The sequence below is a fragment of the Natrinema sp. SYSU A 869 genome, from assembly GCF_019879105.1.
GTDB lineage: Archaea > Halobacteriota > Halobacteria > Halobacteriales > Natrialbaceae > Natrinema.
In genome coordinates, this window is the sequence record NZ_CP082249.1 from 576,212 (window position 1) to 595,983 (window position 19,772).

Annotated in this window: 20 protein-coding genes; 11 read left to right on the forward strand and 9 right to left on the reverse strand. The window is 62.1% G+C overall.

Annotated features, from left to right (window positions below; genetic code table 11):
• Window positions 1-1,067 precede the first annotated feature (1,067 nt).
• Window positions 1,068-1,463: a DUF5805 domain-containing protein gene (locus K6I40_RS10990; protein WP_222919036.1), complete on the forward strand. Its 396-nt coding sequence runs from the start codon at window positions 1,068-1,070 to the stop codon at window positions 1,461-1,463.
• Window positions 1,453-2,499 (forward strand): tyrosine-type recombinase/integrase, encoded by a 1,047-nt coding sequence (locus K6I40_RS10995; protein ID WP_222919037.1) that lies wholly within the window; start codon window positions 1,453-1,455, stop codon window positions 2,497-2,499. The genes K6I40_RS10990 and K6I40_RS10995 overlap by 11 nt, the downstream gene beginning before the upstream one ends.
• Before the next feature lie 201 nt (window positions 2,500-2,700).
• On the opposite strand, the gene K6I40_RS11000 is transcribed toward K6I40_RS10995, so the two are convergent.
• The gene (locus K6I40_RS11000; RefSeq protein ID WP_222919038.1) at window positions 2,701-3,168 is read right to left on the reverse strand and encodes a MaoC/PaaZ C-terminal domain-containing protein; all 468 of its coding nucleotides are present in this window, start codon (window positions 3,166-3,168) and stop codon (window positions 2,701-2,703) included.
• Window positions 3,165-3,296: a hypothetical protein gene (locus tag K6I40_RS28375; protein WP_255681981.1), complete on the reverse strand. Its 132-nt coding sequence runs from the start codon at window positions 3,294-3,296 to the stop codon at window positions 3,165-3,167. Before K6I40_RS28375 ends, K6I40_RS11000 begins: the two co-directional genes overlap by 4 nt.
• A gap of 13 nt (window positions 3,297-3,309) precedes the next feature.
• On the opposite strand from K6I40_RS28375, the gene K6I40_RS11005 reads away from it, so the two are divergent.
• Window positions 3,310-3,459 carry a hypothetical protein gene (locus tag K6I40_RS11005; protein WP_222919039.1) on the forward strand — a complete coding sequence of 50 codons (150 nt, stop codon included), beginning with the start codon at window positions 3,310-3,312 and terminating at the stop codon, window positions 3,457-3,459.
• A 4-nt stretch (window positions 3,460-3,463) separates the two neighbouring features.
• Here the strand turns inward: K6I40_RS11005 and K6I40_RS11010 are convergent, their stop codons facing one another.
• Window positions 3,464-4,684 carry an MFS transporter gene (locus K6I40_RS11010; RefSeq protein ID WP_222919040.1) on the reverse strand — a complete coding sequence of 407 codons (1,221 nt, stop codon included), beginning with the start codon at window positions 4,682-4,684 and terminating at the stop codon, window positions 3,464-3,466.
• Between the two features lie 191 nt (window positions 4,685-4,875).
• Here K6I40_RS11010 and K6I40_RS11015 point away from each other — a divergent pair, with 191 nt between their 5' ends.
• The 8 genes from K6I40_RS11015 (at window position 4,876) to K6I40_RS11050 (ending at window position 13,142) form a co-directional block, all read left to right on the forward strand.
• Window positions 4,876-6,561: an AMP-binding protein gene (locus tag K6I40_RS11015; RefSeq protein ID WP_222919041.1), complete on the forward strand. Its 1,686-nt coding sequence runs from the start codon at window positions 4,876-4,878 to the stop codon at window positions 6,559-6,561.
• Between the two features lie 152 nt (window positions 6,562-6,713).
• Window positions 6,714-8,075, forward strand: coding sequence for an ABC transporter substrate-binding protein (locus K6I40_RS11020; RefSeq protein ID WP_222919042.1), 1,362 nt, complete (start codon window positions 6,714-6,716; stop codon window positions 8,073-8,075).
• 21 nt (window positions 8,076-8,096) lie between these two features.
• Window positions 8,097-9,020, forward strand: a complete 924-nt coding sequence (locus K6I40_RS11025) for a branched-chain amino acid ABC transporter permease (RefSeq protein WP_222919043.1) — start codon at window positions 8,097-8,099, stop codon at window positions 9,018-9,020.
• Window positions 9,017-10,057: a branched-chain amino acid ABC transporter permease gene (locus K6I40_RS11030; RefSeq protein WP_222919044.1), complete on the forward strand. Its 1,041-nt coding sequence runs from the start codon at window positions 9,017-9,019 to the stop codon at window positions 10,055-10,057. Before K6I40_RS11025 ends, K6I40_RS11030 begins: the two co-directional genes overlap by 4 nt.
• Entirely contained in the window at window positions 10,057-10,803 is a 747-nt protein-coding gene (locus K6I40_RS11035) for an ABC transporter ATP-binding protein (protein WP_222919045.1), read from the forward strand. Before K6I40_RS11030 ends, K6I40_RS11035 begins: the two co-directional genes overlap by 1 nt.
• On the forward strand, window positions 10,803-11,519 hold the full coding sequence (locus K6I40_RS11040; RefSeq protein ID WP_222919046.1) for an ABC transporter ATP-binding protein: 717 nt from the start codon (window positions 10,803-10,805) through the stop codon (window positions 11,517-11,519). Before K6I40_RS11035 ends, K6I40_RS11040 begins: the two co-directional genes overlap by 1 nt.
• 54 nt (window positions 11,520-11,573) lie before the next feature.
• The gene (locus K6I40_RS11045; RefSeq protein WP_222919047.1) at window positions 11,574-12,257 is read left to right on the forward strand and encodes a cyclase family protein; all 684 of its coding nucleotides are present in this window, start codon (window positions 11,574-11,576) and stop codon (window positions 12,255-12,257) included.
• Window positions 12,258-12,353: 96 nt separating this feature from the next.
• Window positions 12,354-13,142, forward strand: coding sequence for an enoyl-CoA hydratase/isomerase family protein (locus K6I40_RS11050; protein WP_222919048.1), 789 nt, complete (start codon window positions 12,354-12,356; stop codon window positions 13,140-13,142).
• Between the two features lie 45 nt (window positions 13,143-13,187).
• On the opposite strand, the gene K6I40_RS11055 is transcribed toward K6I40_RS11050, so the two are convergent.
• From K6I40_RS11055 to K6I40_RS11080, 6 genes are all read right to left on the reverse strand, one after another.
• Window positions 13,188-13,373, reverse strand: a complete 186-nt coding sequence (locus K6I40_RS11055; RefSeq protein WP_222920489.1) for a hypothetical protein — start codon at window positions 13,371-13,373, stop codon at window positions 13,188-13,190.
• A complete protein-coding gene (locus tag K6I40_RS11060; RefSeq protein WP_222919049.1) occupies window positions 13,286-13,900 on the reverse strand; it encodes an enoyl-CoA hydratase/isomerase family protein in 615 nt (204 codons plus the stop codon). The genes K6I40_RS11055 and K6I40_RS11060 overlap by 88 nt, the downstream gene beginning before the upstream one ends.
• Before the next feature lie 231 nt (window positions 13,901-14,131).
• Entirely contained in the window at window positions 14,132-15,058 is a 927-nt protein-coding gene (locus K6I40_RS11065; RefSeq protein WP_222919050.1) for a hypothetical protein, read from the reverse strand.
• Between the two features lie 81 nt (window positions 15,059-15,139).
• Window positions 15,140-17,305: an AAA family ATPase gene (locus tag K6I40_RS11070; protein WP_222919051.1), complete on the reverse strand. Its 2,166-nt coding sequence runs from the start codon at window positions 17,303-17,305 to the stop codon at window positions 15,140-15,142.
• Between the two features lie 58 nt (window positions 17,306-17,363).
• Window positions 17,364-18,200 (reverse strand): MBL fold metallo-hydrolase, encoded by an 837-nt coding sequence (locus K6I40_RS11075; RefSeq protein WP_222919052.1) that lies wholly within the window; start codon window positions 18,198-18,200, stop codon window positions 17,364-17,366.
• A 131-nt stretch (window positions 18,201-18,331) separates the two neighbouring features.
• A complete protein-coding gene (locus K6I40_RS11080; RefSeq protein WP_222919053.1) occupies window positions 18,332-19,543 on the reverse strand; it encodes a hypothetical protein in 1,212 nt (403 codons plus the stop codon).
• Window positions 19,544-19,772: the final 229 nt, after the last annotated feature.

The following is a 19,772-nucleotide window of genomic DNA, read 5'->3' on the forward strand; positions in this document are numbered from 1 at the left end:
ACCCTCTCAGTGGCGTTCTGAGCGGATTCGATCGAATGGTACTGATGGCTACGCAGATGGGTCTACTCCAACGAGTGTCTCCGTCAGGGGAGTGAACGGCTTATTATAGTCGGATCGAGACCCCCGAATCACGGCTGATTACTACGACGGGATAGCAGATAACCACCGAGGCCAACGTCCTGCCGACGAGTCCTCGTAGCGAGCAATCGATCCTGAGTCACAGAAATACCGATGAATTCGAGAACGAAGTACAGAGAGTGAATCGTGATGCCACAGCAGGGAGGGTTCCGGTGGGCAGGGCCAAGACGACCGACATCAACCGGCAACATCAATTTCGATTGACGGCCGGACAGTTCCCGTGACAGCGCCAAAGTCACTGGTGCTTGAGGTCAGTAACACGGCGACTCGTAAAGTCGACGGGCACACACGCTGTCACCATCCGGATAGCGGTCGAATCAGCTTCGAGAGCCGGTCTCGGGATCCGGTATCGTGCTGGTCCGTACCGACAGATGGTATTTCTGCCCGATGGAGGGGAACAGGTCGACTCGAGTCGCTAGAGCCACTCTCCCAATCATACCGTTCGACAAATCGACGATCGAACTGCGGCGCTCGAACGGAGGGCGGAACGGGAACTCGAGCCGACGTCCCAACCCGAATTGATCGACGATCACAACTTCTCGGTAGCCAGTCGACTGAGTCGACGGCCGTACTAACTGAGGAGAAATCGTGGTTCCTCGAGTGGCTTTGAAATCCTCCATTCGAGTTGGTGATCCCCACTCAAGTAACGCATGAGAGTGAAGGTGATCGCATTTACTGGCCGGCAAGTGAGTGATAGATGACGCGAGTGACGGCGAGAGATTGATCGCTGATTATCTGCCCTACGATATATATCTCAAATTGTGGCCCTACATCTCAGGGATGTACATCTGCATTCATAGGCCTGCTACTGCAGTTAATATCTAACTACAGTACCATACTTCGCACAATATGGGCCCCGTAGATTGAGATAAACTCACTTAGCTCGAATAATGGGTAGATTGAATATCCTCGCGTCTGATGGATGGCGTATGAGCGATTCGGCGGATACGTCTAAAACTTCTGTCAAAACGTACGTCCCGGCCTACCAGAAAGATGAGTGGGAATCCCACGCCGACGAACTCGATATGAGCCAGAGCGAGTTTGTTCGAACGATGGTCCAGGCGGGGCGTCAGGGGTTCGAATCCGGCTCAGCGGAACCCGATTCCTCGGACCCAGACCCTGGGGGTAACGGCCTCGAGACACGGGTCCTTAAATTACTCTCTAGTGACACGTATTCCTGGGACGAGCTCCTCGAGGCAGTTGCGGACGACATCGAGTCGCGGTTGGACGAGCTCCTCGAGGAACTGCAGTCGGCAAACCGAATTCGATACAGCGGACGCCACGGTGGGTACACGACCGTCGACGGTGGTGGCGATGGCGACTGAACCCGGACCCGACGCCCCGGCGGACGTGACGGATCCGATCGAGTACTTCCTCGACGATCAGCGATACCACGGGAAGAGCGAGCGAACCCTCGAGGCCTACGACCGCGTGCTCCGGCGGTTCGAGGCGTTTGTCCGGGAGCGCTTCGACGTCGAGGCGGTCGGGGCGACCCAGCGTCGTGAATGCATGGCCTGGATTCACTCGCTGCGCGGCGAGTTCGAATCCAGCACGATCGCGACCTACGCCTCGTATCTCAACCGGTTCTACGATTACATGACCCGCGTCGGCGTCTTCGACGACAACCCGATGGGGTTGGTTATGGAGGAGATGTCCGAATCGATCGATACGAACCCGACGAGACGGGACATCTCGGTCGGCGAAATGCGATCGTTCGTCGGCTCGATCGACCATCCCCTCGAGCGGGCCGTCGTCGTCACTCTCCTGAAGACGGGGATGCGCGTCGGCGAACTGTGTAATCTCGATCTGCGGGACCTCCATCTCGAGATGCCAGAACTTGACCTTGAGTGGACGCCTCGCGTCGGACTCGAACGGCGGCCGTCGTCGCTGTTCGTCTCATCCGAACCGGCCCGCGGAACGACCGTCAACGGCGAGGAACGGACGGCATCGAACAAGCGAAAGCGGGACACGGTGGTTCCCGTCGACGCTGAACTTCGGCGCGTACTGCTCGAGTGGCTAGCAATCCGGCCGGACGCGGTCTCGGGGGCGCGGCCGTTCTTTCTCGACACTCGCGACTCGTGGGGCGAGCGGCTCACGCCGTCGGACGTGCGCTATATCGTCGAGAAACACGCTCGAGAGCACGGCTGGTACCGGACCGGCGGCGGGACCCAGGAGAACGTCACGCCCCACTACTTTCGGCACTTCTTCACCACCCATCTGCGGGATCGGACCGGCGATCGGGGGATTGTCCAGTACCTCCGGGGCGACGTCGCCGGCGACGTGATCGACACCTACACCCATAATTGGGGTGACCGAGTCCGCGAGACCTACCTTGAGTGCATCTACCGTGTAACTCAGTAGCGAGACAGCGACAATGTGGGCGACGAGGGACACAGTTTCGGAGAATTCGATGCAGACGCTTCGGTCGCTTCTTGCCGAATCGGTTCGTGAGCCACTGAGAATTTACTACACATCGACTCAATCGTGGCGTCCCAAACACGACTCATAAATCCCATTGTGCTATACCGATATGGTGCCATCCGGGACGAAAACGGGGACCCGCTATTCGACGAGCGAGGTCATCTCACAGGAAAGGACCGTCGTCTCGTCGGCTTTGATAACATCGACCTGATAGCGAACCGTGCCAGTACCCGGCGCGTCGGGCGTTCGCTCCGTCTCGAGGACCTCGCGTTCGACGCGTATCGTGTCGCCGATGAACGTCGGCGCGGTGAATCGGAGATTATCCATGCCGTAGAAGGCGACGATCGACTCGCGCTCGAGGGCGGTGCGGCTCTGCCAGATCAGGCCCGTCGCGGCCGAGAGGACGAGCATGCCGTGGGCGATCCGCTCGCCGAACGCCGAGTCGGCCATCCGGGAACCGTCGGTGTGGAGGTGGTTGAAGTCGCCGGAGACGCCAGCGAAGTTCGTCACGTCGGCCTCGGTGATCGTCCGGCCCTGAGTGACCATGCGATCGCCGACCGCGGCCCGCTCGAAGAAACTGTCTGCTTCAGGGTCGGTTCCGGCGCTCATCGGCCGGCCTCCGCGACGGACCCGCCCGCGTTCTCGAGGGGTCGCACCCCAGATTTGGCTGCGACCGTTCTTCCTGCTTCTCGTCGACGAGTCGTCTGCTCGACCGCCGTTGGTGTCGGATCTGACATACGTCCATACCCCATGATCGGTCTGTTAAGCGTTGTGGCGGACGTGATGCGCTGGCCGTCCGATTACGTCGCTCACCGGGGACGGATGACGGCTGCAGATCTCGAGCGGTGGCTCGCGTCGGTGGTTCACGAGCGGGTAACCGTCGCTGTGGATTCCGACTGACGAGTCACTCGACTGGAGTCGGGTTCGAGTCGCTCGTCAGGAACAGGACGCCGATGCCGGCGATCCCGATGCAGGCGTACAGGAGAAACGTCGTCTCCCAGGAGAACGCACCAATCAGCCAGCCGCCGAGCGTCGGCGAGACGAGCGTTCCGGTGAACGCGATCGACGTGAATACTGCGAGACTCGTCCCGCCGGACCCGGCCGCCGCGAGTTCCCGCGTGTACACGTAGTAGACGCCCATCCCGAACTGGAGCGAGAAACCGACGCCGAGCAGAATAATCGAAAAGAGGACCGTCGAGATGGTCCGTGAGACGACGAAGAACGCCGGTAGCGCGAAGGCGAGCGAGCAGACGACGACAAGCCGGCGACGGTAGCCAACGTAGTCCGAGAGCCAGCCACCGACGGGTCGGGCAATCATGCCGATTGCGGGCAATAGCGCCGTTATCGCGCCCGCCTCGCCGAGCGACAGCGGAAGCCGTTCTGTCGCGTAGGTCGGCATCCACGAGTTCATGAAGATATAGAGGAGATATGAACAGAACCCGGAGAGCGAGACGAGCAGTACCGATCGGTTCCGCAGCGCGTCCCCGAACTCGCCGAACGTGATCTGGTCGTCGGTCTGGATCGCCGTCGGTTGCGAGAGGCGAAAAACGAGGTACCCGACCGCCGAGAGCAGCGGCGAGACGATGAACACGGTCGCCCAGCCGAACGCCGATGCGACGATCGGACCGCCGAACTGGCTGATGGCGAACCCCAGCGGCGCGCTCGCGATGAACACCGTCGTCACGAACCCCTGCCGGGGACCGCTGTAGACCTGCGCGACGACGTTAGTACTGAGGACGAACAGCGCACCGCCGGCGATTCCCGCGACGGCTCGAGTCACGAGGAAGAGCGGATACGTGCCTGCGAACGATCCGACAATCGCGACGGGAACGAAGATGACCGTGCCGAAAGTCATCAGCCGCCGGTTGTCGTAGTGATCCATCAGATAGCCGAAAGGGAGCTGGATGAGAACGGAGCCGAGGATGGCCGCGCTGATCGCCAGTCCGGCGCTGGCCTTGTCGATTCCAAAGGCTGCCTCGAGCAGTGGCACGATGCTTGCCGGGGCGATCATGTACGCGTTCGCGCCAACCGAGACGAGGAAACACGCCGCGAAGATACCGGCTCGAGACTGCTGGGTCCCCATTCCGTCACACCCACCGAATCGACCGCCGAGAGTCGTGTCCACACATACTGTACTAATTGGGCCCCTTTCATACTCGTCTACTTATATTTATCCCGAATTGATCTCAGCGCGAAGGGTTCCGATTTCGACTTCCGACTTCTTTTCCGAAATACTGCGCTTGAAACACTAATCGACGGAGTGGGTTGGTATGTCTCACCATAAATTGTATTACCAGCCTAGTAATTCAGTAGAATATGACAGCTACGGACAAACTCGAGGGGTACCACTTTTACGACGACGGCTGGGACGACTACGACAGCCTCCGCGAGGCGTTCGAGTGGGAGGTTCCGGAGACGTTCAACATGGCGAGGTACGTCTGTGACCGGTGGGCCGATGAGAAGGGGCGGGTCGCGATGTTTGCCGACGACGGCGAGGGCGGTCGGGAAACGTACACGTTCTGGCGACTCCGAAATGCCGCTAACGCGATCGCGAACGCGTTGCGGAGCCGCGGGGTCGAGCGGGGCGACCGGGTCGCGATCAACTTGCGCCAGCGGCCGGAGACGGTCGTTGCCCACATTGCCTGCTGGAAGCTCGGCGCAGTCTCGGTCCCGCTGAGTACACTGTTCGGGACGGAGGCCGTCTCCTACCGGCTGAACGACGCCGATGCGGTCGCCTGTTTCGTCGACGACTCGAACGTCGAGACGCTTCGAGACGTCGCAAGCGGTGCGCCGTCACTCGAGACGGTCGTCGCGGTCGGTGACGTTGAACCCGAGAGAGATGAACTCGCCTTCCGGGACCTAGTCGACTCGCATTCGCGGGAGTTCGAAACCGTGGAGACGGCCGCTGGGGACGACGCCATCATCATCTACACGTCGGGGACGACGGGCGACCCGAAGGGCGTCAGGCACGCACATCGGGTGCTCCTCGGGAACCTCCCGCTGGTCGTCAGCGGGTTCTGTAACATGGAACTGCGGGAGAGCGATGTGTTCTGGACGCCATCGGAGTGGGCCTGGGTAGCGACGCTGTTCGACGTGGTCTTCCCGGCGCTGTTCTACGGGAAACCGGTGGTCGCCCACACCGCCGACGAGTCGTTCGATCCCGAGACCGCGATGGAGATCATCGAACGCCACGGCGTCTCGGTCTTCTTCGGCCCCGCGACGGCGCTCCGAATGCTGGAGCGACTAGACGATCCCGGTCAGTGGGACGTCTCCAGCATTCGATGCTTGCCCAGCGGTGGCGAGTCGCTCGGCCGGACGATCGTCGAGTGGGCGCGAAACGTCTTCGACGGCGCTGCCGTCCACGAAGCATACGGCCAGACCGAAGCGAACATGCTCGCCGGGGACTGTACAGCACTGACCGAGTTCCGTGACGGCAAGATCGGCCGCGCCGCGCCGGGCCACGAGATCGCGATCGTCGATCCGGACACCGCAGAGGAGACGGTCGAAACCGGTGAAGTCGGCGAGATCGCCGTCCGATACGAGGGGAACCCGGTCTGCTTCAAAGAGTACTGGAACAAACCCGAGCAGACGAATCGGAAGGTCCACAACGGCTGGCTGCTCACTGAGGACCTTGGACGAATGGACGAGGACGGCTACCTGGAGTTCGTTTCGCGGAAAGACAGCGTCATCATCAGTGCGGGCTATCGCATCGGCCCCGTCGAGATCGAGGAGGCGCTGGCGAACAGTGACGCGGTCGCGGACGCCGGCGTCATCGGCGTTCCCGACGACGAGCGCGGGGAAGTTCCGAAGGCCTTCGTCGTGCTCGCCGAGGGCTACGAGGCATCTCCCGAGCTCAAGGAGCGCCTCCGTCAGGAAATCCGCGACCGACTCGCGAAGTACGAATATCCACAGGACATCGAGTTCCTCGCAGAACTCCCGAAGACCTCGTCCGGCAAGATCCGTCGGACCTCGCTCGAGGAACGCGAGGGGATCCTCGAATAATTACTGACGGTCAAGCTGGTTGAACTCCTCGAAATCACCGGAAACAGCTATCGTTTCTAGATTGCTGTGACTATCCTAAGGTGAACGATCGTGCGAAATAACATTTCAACTAGGGATAATATTTATTGTGGGGTATAATGTCATGGCACGGTATGGCATCGTCGTTCGATCCTGATGGCAAAATCGTGAAGCGTGGGATCCCAAATATCAAAGAAAAGATTGGTCGGCGACGGTTCATGAAGGGTGCCGGAACCGCGACCGTCGCGGCGTCGATGGGGCTCGCCGGGTGTAGCAACCCCGCAGACCAGGGCGAGGACGGGTCGGGCGGCGGCCCGATCCCCGACGAACCGCTCCGAATCGCTTGCATTGGCTTTACGTCCGGCTCGGCGTCCGTCTTCGGCGTCCCGATGATGCAATCGGCCAGGATGACCGTCGATCGGATCAACGAGAGCGGTGGGATCTTGGGCGAACGCGAGATCGAAATGGAAGAGTTCGACGAAAACGTCGACGAGGTCGTCCAACAGTACCGGCGGCTGGCGACCCGCGAGGACTTTGACGTGATCTTCGGATACATCTCGAGCGCAAACGTGCTGTCGGTCGCACCCATCGCGGAGGAACTCGAGCAGCCGACGGTCGTCTGGGACACGGGGACGACGGACCTGTTCGACGACGCGGTGACGGACCCGCAGTACGTCTTCCGGACGTGTGCGAGCAGTTCGACCGACGCGGTCGGCGCGGCGCGGCTCTTGCAAAACGCCCTCCCCGAGGTCGGGACCGTCGCGGGAGTCAATCAGGACTACGCTTTCGGGCGGAATAACTGGGATCTGTTCGAACGAGCCGTCGAGAGTCTCGGTATCGACGTTGAACTCGTCGACGCGCGGTTCACGCCGTTCCCGAACGACGACTACAGTTCGACGATCAGCGCGCTCAACAGCACCAATCCGGACTTCATCTACTCGAGCCACTGGGGCGGCGACGCAGTGAATTTCATCACACAAGCGAACAATCAGGGGCTGTTTGACGACACAATCCCCTGTTTCACCGCGGGGAGTCACGTGATGGGGAACATTCCGGACGAGATTCCAGAGGGGATCATTTTCGGCGCTCGCGGCCCGCACTACCCCTTCGGCACCCAGCAGTGGAACACGCTCCACGAGGAGTTCGTCCAGAATTACCAGGACGAGTACGACGAACCGCCGTATGCACACGGCGCGTTCCACGCATGGCAGGCGATCTGGGCGTACGTCTACTCGGTCGAGCGGGCGTACAACCTGAGCGGCGAGTACCCCTCGAAAGACCAGTGGGTGGAGTCGATGGAGGGGATCGGCTTCAACTCGCCCAGCGGCTTCGTCAACATGCCACAGGGGAGCCACAATGTCACCGAACCCTCCTTCTACGGGTTCTCGGATCCCCAAGAGGATCGGGTCGCTCTCAGGGATACCGTCTGGATCACTCCCGAACAGGTCAACCCGCCCGCGTCGATGACCACCGGCGAGTGGATCGACCAACTGTAGCCCACAGCCAGTATACAACTCATGGTTCAACAACTCATCAGCGAACAACTGGTAATCCTTCTCAACGGCCTATCGGGAGCGGCGACGCTGTTCCTGCTTGGCACCGGCCTATCCCTAATTTACGGGATGCTCAACTTCCTGAACCTCGCCCACGCGGCTTTCCTACCACTCGGGGCGTATCTGGCCGCTAGCCTCGTCCACGCGACCGTCGACGCGGTCGGCGGGAGCCTCGGGTTCGTCGGCCTGTTCGTCGTCTTTCTCGTCTTGCTCCTCGTCGTCGTCCCGGCCGTCGTCTCGGCGATTGGCCTGGTGATGGAACGGACCGCGTTCAAGCCGCTGTACGGCCTTGAGGACGATTACCAGCTGCTAGCAACGTTCGGGATCATCCTGATGATGGAGGATGCGATGAAGTTCATCTGGAGTGGCGAGCCGGTGAGCGCGACGGCACCCTCAAACCTGCTCGGTACGTTCACCCTCCCCGGAGGAACGTACCCGTGGTGGTCAGTGCTGACAATCCTCGTCACCGCCCTGGTCGCCGGCACGCTCTACTACTTCTTCGAGGAGACCCGCCTCGGAAAGATCACGCTCGCGATGGCCGAGGACGAGGAAGCCGTCAGCTTCGCCGGGATCGACACGCGGTCGATCCACCTCAAAGTGTTCGTCATCGGCATCGCGCTGGCGGCACTCGGCGGCGCGCTCTACCTCCCGACCGCCTCTATGACGACCGGGTTGGCACTCGAGTTTGTCATTCTCGCGTTCGCGGTGCTCGTCATCGGCGGCCTCGGGAGTCTCAAGGGTGCCATCGCTGCCTCGCTAACTATTGGCATGGTACAGGCCTACGGGGCGTACTACGTGCCGGTCCTCGAGTTGGCGCTCGTCTTCCTCCTGATGGCCGTCGTAATGTTGATTAAACCAACCGGACTGTTCGGAGAGATCGAAGCATGAGTCAGGACACGAAAACCGGAGTTGCGGTCGGTATCAGACAGCGGTTCGGCAATCTCTCGAGCGCCGCCGGTGCCCTGCTGCTGGTCGGCGCGTTCGCCTTCCCGTACCTGCCCGGAACGGGGCAGTACGAGGTGTTCTTGCTGGGGCAGATACTCGCGTTCGCTATCGCGGCGCTGGCGTACAACGTGCTCTTGGGCTACACCGGCCTGCTCTCGTTCGGGCACGCTGCCTTCTTCGGCGGGTCGGCGTACGCGGTCGGACTCGCGATGCAGTTCTACGGGATAACCGAACTGCTCCTGTTGATCCCGTTCGGCGTCCTCGTCGCGGGGACCATCGCGGTCGTCATCGGCTTCATCTCGGTTCGCCACACCGAGGTGTACTACGCGCTGTTGATGCTGGCGCTCGCACACCTGATCTACGTGCTGACGGTGAAGATGTACACCGTCACCGGGGGTACCGACGGCGTCGCGATCACGACGCCAACCATCGCCGGCATCAACTACCTCACGGTATGGGGGTACGCAGGCTACCTGATGGGGATCCTCTACTACGTCATCCTGATCGCGTTCGTGGTGACGGTCGTGTTGCTGTGGACGTTCATGCACTCGCCGTTCGGCCTCACGCTCAAGACCATCCGGGACGACCCGGAGCGAGCGCGCGCCATCGGCATCCCGGTCCGGCGCTACCGGTGGTACGCGAGCATCATGTCCGGCGTCTTCACCGGTCTTGGAGGCGCGATGTACGCGTTCCTCAACGGCCACGTCACGCCGGACACGGTGCTCCACTGGGCGCGTTCTGGCGAGCTAGCCTTCATGACCGTCCTCGGTGGCACAGGCTGGTTCTTCGGCCCGATCACCGGCGCGGGCGCGTTCATCCTCATCCGCAGCCAGGCCCAGCAGTTGACCGAGTACTGGCACTTCATGATGGGCCTCGTCCTGTTCCTCGTGATCGTGTTCGAGCCTGAGGGCATCTCAGGCATCGGCGCACGGATCCGTCGCAGGGTTCGCGACTGGCGAGACGGCGGAGGTGAGAAGTGATGTCCGTCCTCGAGACCCAGGGGCTGACCAAGGAGTTCGGCGATCTCAGGGCCGTCGACGGGATGGACTTCGAAGTTGACAGCGGCGAGATCGTCGGCATCATCGGCCCGAACGGTGCCGGCAAGACGACCTTCGTCAACCTGCTGACCGGCGTGCTCGACGCGACATCCGGCGAGATCGTCTTCGACGGGAAATCGCTGCAGGGGTCGCCGGTCTACAACCGTGCTCAAGCGGGACTCGTCCGCTCATTTCAGATCCCACGGGTCTGCGACGACCTCACGCTCGTCGAGAACGTCCGCTCGGCGATCCTCTCCCGGGATCAGAAGAATAATTCCCTGTTTACCGTGCTCGACTGGGAGAACGACACCCGCGCCGAAGCGGTCGACCTGCTCGACGAATTCGGCCTCGCAGAGAAGCGGGAGACGGAGGCCGAAGCGATCCCGCACGGGGACAAGAAGATCCTCGACGTCTGCATGAGTGTCGCGATGCGACCGAAACTGCTCATCCTCGACGAGCCGACCAGCGGTGTCGCGACGGAGAACAAGTACGCCATCATGGACCGACTACAGAACTACTTCGAGACCTCCGACTCGGCGGTACTGTTCATCGAACACGACATGGAACTCGTCGCCGATTACGCCGAACGCGTCGTCGCGATGGACCAGGGGCGCAAGCTCATCGACGGCACGCCCGAGGAAGTACTCGAGGATCAAACGGTCAAACAGCGCATCCGGGGTGAGGAGTAATGTTGCTCGAACTCGACGGCGTCGACGCCTCGATCGAGGACATCACCGTGCTGCGGGACATCGACCTCGCGGTCGACGAGAGCGAAACCGTTGGCATCATCGGTCGGAACGGGGCCGGCAAGACCTCGACGTTCCGCTCCGTCATGGGGCTCCAGACCGTCCAGCAGGGGTCCGTGTCGTTCCGCGGCGAGGACATCACGAATGCCCCGACCCACGAACGCAAGCGTCTCGGGATCGGCTTCGCACCCGAGGACCGCCGTCTCATCTCGAAGCTGACGTCTCGAGAGAACATCGAAATGGCGCTGTGGGGCGGTGAGAGCGACGCGATCGATTTCGATGACCGACTCTCGGTCGTCCTCGACATCTTCCCCGCGATGGAGAGCTTCCTCGACCAGCCGGCCGGGAAACTCTCCGGGGGACAACAGCAGATGGTCACCGTCTCCCGCGCGCTCGTCGCCGAACCGGAACTGGTCCTGTTAGACGAACCGTTCGAGGGGCTCGCACCGAGCATCAAGCAGGACCTGATCGAGAGCATTCCGAGAATCCGCGAGGAGTTCGACGCCGCCGTCTTCGTCGCCGAATCCCAGATCAATCAGGTCAAGGACTTCGTCGACCGGTTGTACGTCATCGAGCGCGGCGAGATCATCGCCGAGACGGACGACGCCGCGGCGGTCACCAAAGACGAGGAACTGATGCAGATTATCGGCGGCGCTTGACTGACGCCACCGCTGATCGTCGCTTCTACCGTCCGCCGTCCCGTCTCTTCGACCATGACCGATGACCCACCCCACACGGACTGGATCGACCTCACCCAGCCGTTCGACGGCGACATCCCACACTCGGCGGCGCTTCCGGCCCCCGAGTTCGAGACGATAAGCGATGTCGATCGCGACGGGGTCAACGCCCAGTGGGTTGGGACACCGACCCACGTCGGCACGCACGTCGATGCGCCCCGACACATGATCGCCGACGGCGCGACAATCGACGAGTTCCCGCTCGAGCGATTCGCCGGTCCCGCGACGGTCATCGACGTGGCCCGCGAGGAATCCGAACCGATCACCGCAGCCGAACTGGCGGCGGCTACGGACGACGTTCGATCCGGCGATATCCTCCTCATCCGGACCGGCTGGGGCGACCGATACGACTGCGAGGAGTACGAGCGGTACCCGTGGCTCGCCGCCGACGTCGGCGACTGGCTGCTCGAGCAGGGGGTGAAACTGCTGGCCGTCGACACGCCGAGTCCGGACCGGCCCCGCGCTACGCGACCCGACGGCTGGGACGAGTATCCGATCCATTACGCACTGCTGTCGGAGGGTGTGCTCATCGCAGAGCACCTCAGCATCCCGGCCTCGCTGGCCGGCACCCGTCCGACCGTCTTCGGATTTCCGCTGTCCCTCGACGGGGGCGACGGTGCGCCCGCTCGGTTCGTCGCGACCCCGACGGCCTCGCCGTAATTCGTCTCGAGACGCGGTCGCGTCTCATCGACGACGGAACCTGTCTCTCAGACAGACCTGGAAAACGCTTTTACTGCTCCCTGATGAGGGGGTCGTATGTCCGAAATCGGAAACAGTCACGTTCGGATCGAGCGCGACGGGAAGCGTGCCGACGTGATTATCGACCGCCCGGCAAAACGCAACGCGATGAACGAGGCGACCGTCGCGGATCTCACCGCTGCCATCAGCGAGGTTGACGAGGACGACGACGTCCGCGCCGCGACCCTGCTGGGCGAGGGCTCGGTGTTCTGTGCCGGCTTCCAACTCGAGATGATGCACGAGAAGGACGTCGACGAGCACGACGAGTTCCACCGCGCATTCCGCGAACTACTGGATACGATTGACGAGACGACGACGCCGGTCGTCGCGGGCATCAAGGGTGCCGGCATCGCCGGCGGGTTCGAACTCACGCTCCCGGCGGACCTCCGTGTGCTGGGTGCAGAGACGAAGTACGGCATCATCGAGGTGAACCTGGGCATCTTCCCGCATCAGGGCTCGACCCAGCGCCTGCCCCGAATTGTCGGCATCGGGAAGGCCAAGGAACTCGTGCTGACGGGCGACTACGTCGACCCCGAGGAGGCGGCACAGTGTAACCTCGTTACCGAGGTCGTCGCCGAGGACGCCGTCGACGACCGCGCGAAGGAACTAGCCGACGAACTGACCGAGAAGGCACCGCTGGGCATCGCGAACGCGCTCGAGGCGTTTCAGGCGACGTTCGACGTGCCCCTTGAGGACGGTCTCTCTACCGAGCACCGGCTGGCGATGCAGGTGTATGGAACCCGCGACCGGAAAGAAGGGTTCGAGGCGCAGTTAGAGCGACGGGAGCCGGAGTTCGAGGGTCGGTAGCACCTTGGGTCGACGTTCGAAGGTCGATAGCACCGCCGGAGTCGGTCAGTCGTCGAAGAAGTCGGCGACCCGCCGCTGGGTCTCGTCTTCCTGATAGGCGGCGATCGCGTGGTGAATTACCTGCTGCATCGCCTCCTCGAGGTTCAGCGGTCGGGCCGAGTGAATCTGGCGTTTGGCGAGCCCGTGGACGTAGGTGGGTTTGCTCGCCAGGTCGTCCTCGAGGGCCCGCAACTCGTCCTCGAACGCCGCGGGATGTGGACTTCCTCGATCAGCCCCGCGTCGAACGCGCGGTCGGCGTCGATTGTTCGACCGGTCATGACGAGGTACTTGGTCAGTCCTTCGCCGACGAATCCCGGTAGCTTCTGTGCGCCGCCTAAATCCATCGCGAGTCCCATCTCGGACTCCGGGAGGCCGAACTCCGTGGAACTGTCGGCGATACGGACGTCACAGGTCAGCGCCAGTTCGAGGCCGCCACCGAGGACGTGGCCCTCCAGCGCGGCGACGACGGGCGCGTCCAGTCGCTCGATGGCCCGCAAGTCCTCGTGGATCGACTCGAGCTGATCGCGGACGACGAGCGGGTCGGCCGTGCCCCACTCCGGCATGTCCGACATGTCCACGCCGGCGGAGAAGGTCCCGTCCGCACCGCGGATCGTCACCACGTCGACATCCTCGACCGCGAACTCGGCGAACGCGTCACCGAGCGCGGCGAACATCTCGCCAGTCAACGAATTGGCCTTTTCCGGTCGGTCGAGCGTCACCGTCGCACGGCCGTTCGATCGCTCTACGAGAATGTCACTCTCACTCGTGGGTGTTCGTACCTCAGGCCGAGTGTGAGTGTTTCCCCAGAATTGACTCGCCTCCCGGTTGTCGGTAGTCGCATCGGCTTGAAGAGTTCGTCGCTACTCGAGACGAACGATCACTATCGAATCGCTCCGAAAAAGCGATACTGACGAACTCGGCGGTCTCACAGCGACCGAACGGTACGATGCCTATCGACCGACGGCGAGTTCCGTCTCGAGGTCGCCACCGTTTAACAGTGATCGGACAAGTTCGACAGTCTGAGTCGTCTCCGCCGTGTTCTCAAGCAATACCGTCTCGCTAGGGAACAACTGTTCGCCCAGCAAGAGTCCGTGTTCGCGCGCGGTCGATCCGGTGACGGTTAGGTAGACACCTATCCCTGCGTCGGCGATGGCCGCCTCCTCCTCGCGTCCCTCCTCGGGGTAGCGGAAGTCGATGCCCTCGAGCGCCCGCGTGCCGAGCACGGCCTGAACGAGCCGTTCGTATCTCGGCTCGATACAGAGCGGTCCCTCGTAGCGCTCGAGGAAGTCGCGATCGAGCGATCCCGAGGCCGGGACGATCTCAGGCGCGGCCAACAGCGTGTGGTAGACGGTATCGCCGAGCCCGGTGACGACCTGAACGTCGGTGTCGGAGGGGTTTATCCGGGCGTTGATGTCGGCGATCCGGCCGAGCGGCTCCGATCGGAGTTCGACGACCTCCTCAAGGACGAGATCGGCGCTGTCGAAGCCGAGCGCGAACTCGTGGGTGCGCAGGGAGCGGAACGGCTCCTCGCGACCCACGAGTTGGATCGTCGCGTCGTCAGGGGCTCCCTCGACGGCCGTCAGTGGGATCGTCACGCTGTCGAAGACGATCCGCCGTGGTTTGCCGGCCCGATCATCCCGCAAGAGCGTGTACTCGGGTTCGGTCGGATCATCCACGGTGCTGTAGTCAGCGAGACGATGGTAGACGTCCTCCTCGTCAGGATTGATCGATCCCTTCGTGAGTGCCTTTTCGTGGCGAAGCGTCGACGTGATGTCGTCCGCGAGTTCGGGGACGTTGAGGCGGTCCGCGAGTCGGTCGAGTACCGACTCGAGGGGTCGCCCCTTACGTGGAACAGCGATCGGTATCGTCTCGCCCATCGACCGATATTCCACTGCCGACGGATAAACGAGTTGTGTTTCCGGAATAGCTCTACGTTGGGCCGATAGTGACGACTCGGCTCAGTCCGAGAACATCGAGCCGAGTTGGTCGCGCCACTCCTGAATATCCGTTACGTCCGCCTTCACGTCCTCGAGTTCGTCCTCGACGGATTCGACATCGTCTTCGACGTCCTCGAGATTCTCCGCGACGTTCTCGACGTCCGATTCGACGGATCCAACGTCTTCCTCCACGGACTCGATGTCGGCTTCGACCGCTTCGACATCCGATTTGACCGATTCGACGTCTTCCTCCACGAACTCGACGTCCGATTCAACCGACTCAACGTCTGATTCGACGATTTCCAGATCTCCCTCGACCGTCTCGAGCCCGTCCGACACCGTTTCGACTTCGTCGTCGACTCCATCGATATCTGCTGCGAGGTCGTCGACGGTCGCCTCGAGGTCGCCGACATCGTCGTCGACCGCGTTCAGATTTGCCTCGATATCGGCGTTCCAGTCGCTAAGATCGGCAATATCCTCGTCGAGTTCGCCGACCTGTGACTCCGTTCCCGCGAGTCGCTCGTCCATCGACGCGAAGTCGGACTCGAGTGCGTCGATATCGGTCTGGAGTTCCTCGATGAGCTGTGCACCAGTGCCGCTCTCCTTGAGGAACGTCTCGATCGCGTCGGTGTAGGCGGTGACCTCCTCGACGCGGCGCTGGAGGTGCTCGACTTTCGCGATCGCGGGCCCCGATGGCTCGAGGTCGAGTGCCGTCTGGATGGTCTCGAGATCGTCGTCGTCGACCGTCTCGTCACTGATCTCGGTTGCGAGACGAGTCGCGATCGACTCGTCGACATCGGGCTCGGGGGTCGGCGCTGTATCGGTCGGTTCCGCCTCGGCTGCCACGGCCGCGTCCTCGGCGTCGGCATCGTCGACCTCGGCTACCGCGTCTTCGGACTCCGGCTCGAGGTCGGGCTCAGTCGCCGTCTCGCTTGAGTCGTCCGCAACGCCATCGTCCGTCACGGGTTCGTCGTCCATGGCTTCCCGTTCGTCGTCTTCGACGGTCGGTTCGGAATCGGCAGCCGGTTTGCTGTCGCTCTCGTCCGTCTCGACAGCCGGCTCGTCGGTATCCATTTCGTCTGCATCGACAGCCGGCTCGTCAGCATCCGTTTCATCTGCGTCAGCGTCGGTCTCGGAACCGGCGTCGAGCTCCAGTTCGGGCGACTCGCTATCGCCGTCCTCGGCCTCGTCGTCCGATTCGTCGACCCCGTCAATGGACTCGGCGGCATCAGGTTCGGTCTCCGCGGCCGTCTCGTCTTCGTCAGCGGTGTCCGCCGCCTCCTCGAGACCGAGATCGATTGCGGGTTCGGCCTCCTCGTCCGCCTCGGCGTCGTCTTCGAGCGTCTCGTCGGTGTCGTCAGCCTCGAGACCGCCCAGTCCGGCGTCGTCAGTCCCTGTCTCGTCCGTATCGGTACCGAGATCGAGTTCGACTGCGGACTCGTCGGGCTCGTCGGTTCCGTCGTCGTCCGCGTCGACATCGGTCGTGGGGTCGTCGTCGCTGTCCGGCTCCGGGATCTCCTCTTCCTCGAATCCGAGGTCGATGTCGGGCGTATCCGTTTCTTCCTCGGTGTCGTCCGCGTTGGTACCGGCCGGGTCAGGGCCGGGATCGACGTTGCCGAGATCGAGATCGAGTCCGCTCGACTCCTCGTCGGAATCCTCGCTAGAGTCGGTCGCCGCGTCGGACTCGTCGTCCTCGAGTCCCGGAACGGCGTCGGAGTCGCCGGCGATCATGTCTTTGACGGCCTGATTGCGGTCCTCGGAGACGATATTGTCTATGACCTCGTCGTCGACTTCGTCGGCCTCTACCGTCCCGTCGTTGCCGGTCTCGCGTTCAACGATCGTCGGTTCCGTGAGGAACTCCGCGGCTTGACTCTCGTCGTCGATCTGAATGCCGTAGACCGTCTCGAGTCGTTCGCCGGGCTCGAGCGTGGCGATAAACTCGACGTGGTGGTCCTGATAGGCTGTCCAGTCGTCGCTGTGAAAGTCGGGATGAAACCCCACCTTGTCCATCGGGAACGACTCAGGAACGTCCTCTGAGAGCTGAAACGTTACCGGATCGTCGCGATTCGACTCGATCTCGAATCGGATCGCGGGGACGGGAAACTCGTCCGCCGTGAACGTCTTTCGGACGGCTATCCCGTTAGTACTAACCTCGATCACGTCGTCCGTGTCGGCGGTGCTACTCATATGGAACCAACGTTACCATACCATTACTATAAATTGTGCGGACGGACTTATATCTGATCTACGACAGGTCGACCCGATCGCCAATCTCGACGACCTCGAGTCGCTGCGGATACTCGAAGCTGTTCGTGTGGTGGTGCAGCGCCGTCGGATCGGCGGTGAGTCCCTTCCACATGTCCCAGTGGCTCGGCAGGAGCCGCTCGCACTCGAGGGCGTCGGCGCACTCAACGATCTGGTTCTCGTCGTTGTACCAGCGAGTTCGCGTTAGTTCGCGGGTCTGTTTGTCTGGAACCCGCCCGACGGTGCCGAACGCGAGCGCCGCAAGGTCGATTTCGTACTCCTCGCCGATCCGCTCGAACTCGTCGGTTGGCTTCGTGTCTCCGCCGTGGAAGAAAGTTCCCGCCTCGTGCTCGAGTACGTAACTCACGGGGTGGGTCGAATCGGGGTCGTTCGCCTGCTCGACGTGGACGGTGAACTCACCGATCTCGAGGGTCTCGCCTTCGGTGACTTCGGTTAGCTGGTCGTCGGTTACCTCCCACTCGTCGGTCCACGCCTCGTCTTCGCGGGCGACTGCGACGCTGTCGTCGGGCGCATAGAAGGACGCACCCGTGTTCGCGAGGATCGGTGCTTGGCTCGGCCCGTGAACGTGGTCGGTGTGTTCGTGGGTCGCCAGCAGCGCGTCAGCTTCGGCCACGTCGTCCGGATTGAACGGCACGGGAATCATGCGGACGGTCCGCGGCGGACTTCCCAGTCCGAGGTACGGGTCGATGTAGATCGTCGTTCCTTCGCGGCCCTTGACGATGAAGCCGTTACAGCCGAGATACCAGACCGCGACGCCGTCCGGATTCGCGTCTTCGATCTCGCGAACGAGCCAGTCACCCCAGTCGCTTGCGATCATACTCGAGGATGCGAGGACCGACTGGGTAAGTGTTGTCGTCTTCGCTGATGGGTCAGACCGCGCCGACAGTACAATGTGGCGTGATTAGGCCGTGAGAAAACAGATGGTGTGACTGGATTCGCAGTCACAGGTTACAGCGGAAACTGCGAGCAGCGGTCCGCACGCTGCGCGTCGAGTTCGTCGAGTCGCGAGCCGAGCATCTGGTTCATGAGGACGACGAGGCCGTTGTCCGGACCATCTCCCACGAGTGCCGTTTCAGCGTACTCGTCGTCGCCTGGAGCCCGCTGTCCGAGCGTGCCGATCATGACCGCTTCGCGGTCGGCAAACACCAGCCGACCGACCGATTCGCCCTCCGGCGGCAGGGTGAGCCAGTCCACTTGGGGCTCCCAGAGCTCGACTTCGGGCACGCGTTCACGGACGAGGTCGCGAACGCGCGGATCTCGCGATCCGAGGGTGACGTCGACGCCGCGGTCGACCGCGTCCTCGATCCGGCGGAAACAGCCCTCTTCGAGCAATCCGGTCGTCGTGAACAGCAAGAAGAGTTCGTCGTCGGCCTGCTCACAGAGTGACTGTCCAGTCGCGATGATCGTATCCCGACCCTCGAGGGATCGAACGTCCGACTGACCGACTTCCGTGTCCTCAGCAGCTGTCCTGACGTCCGTCGCTGGCGCACTGTCTGCGGGTCGGATCCACTCTGTGCGAACGGCGGGATGGCCCTCGTAGGAGACGCGATCCGTGTCGTCGTCGTAGCCAACGAGCGTGGCGTCGTGCAACAGCGGGAGGTGAACGTGAACGAGCGATGCCAGCACCTTGTCGACGTGCTCCTGAGAGACGTCACGCTCGCTCGCGTCGATCTCTCGCGCCGCGACGTCGCGGGCGAGTGTTTCGGTCGCGATCGGATGATACTGATCGCTGAGCACCGTGAGGATCATCCGTCGGCGGTCGTTGGTGAGAGCCTCAAAGACGGCATCAATATTGTCCGCATCAGCCGTCCCGTGATCCGACATGATGGTCTCGAACACGGGCTCATGGAACGCCCAGTGATCGGTGGTCCGGATCAGTCCATCATCGGTCTCCTCGAGCAGCCCCGCGTCCGTCAGGCGGGGCACGAGCCGGTGGTGGAGCGCGATGAGAGCTCGCTGGTGGTCGTCGTCGGTCACTGCAGCGAGTTGTTTATCAGATGTTACTGCCGCGAGCCGGAACGCAAGATCGTTTTTCCCAATTTCCTGGGGCCTTCGATCGCGAATGAGACGGAGGACGGTCCGTCGGTGGGCGTCGGCGAGGGCGGCGAAGAGATCGTCGCGGGTAGCGGCCGCGGATCCGCTCTGGGCTGAGTTACTCATCGACTACTGGTCAGGGACTAGCGTGCAAAAGGACTGCTCCAAACCACTTTGGAATTAATATCTAATTACTCTTTTTGAGGCCTATACTCAACCATATATACCATTTTAGTCGAGAACGTATTACTCTATTTCCTCTCGATTGATGGATATACAACTAATCAGTAGGGCCGTCTATCGCCGACAATCGTCAATATCAGGACGACACCGATACTGACCGACTCGGAAAACG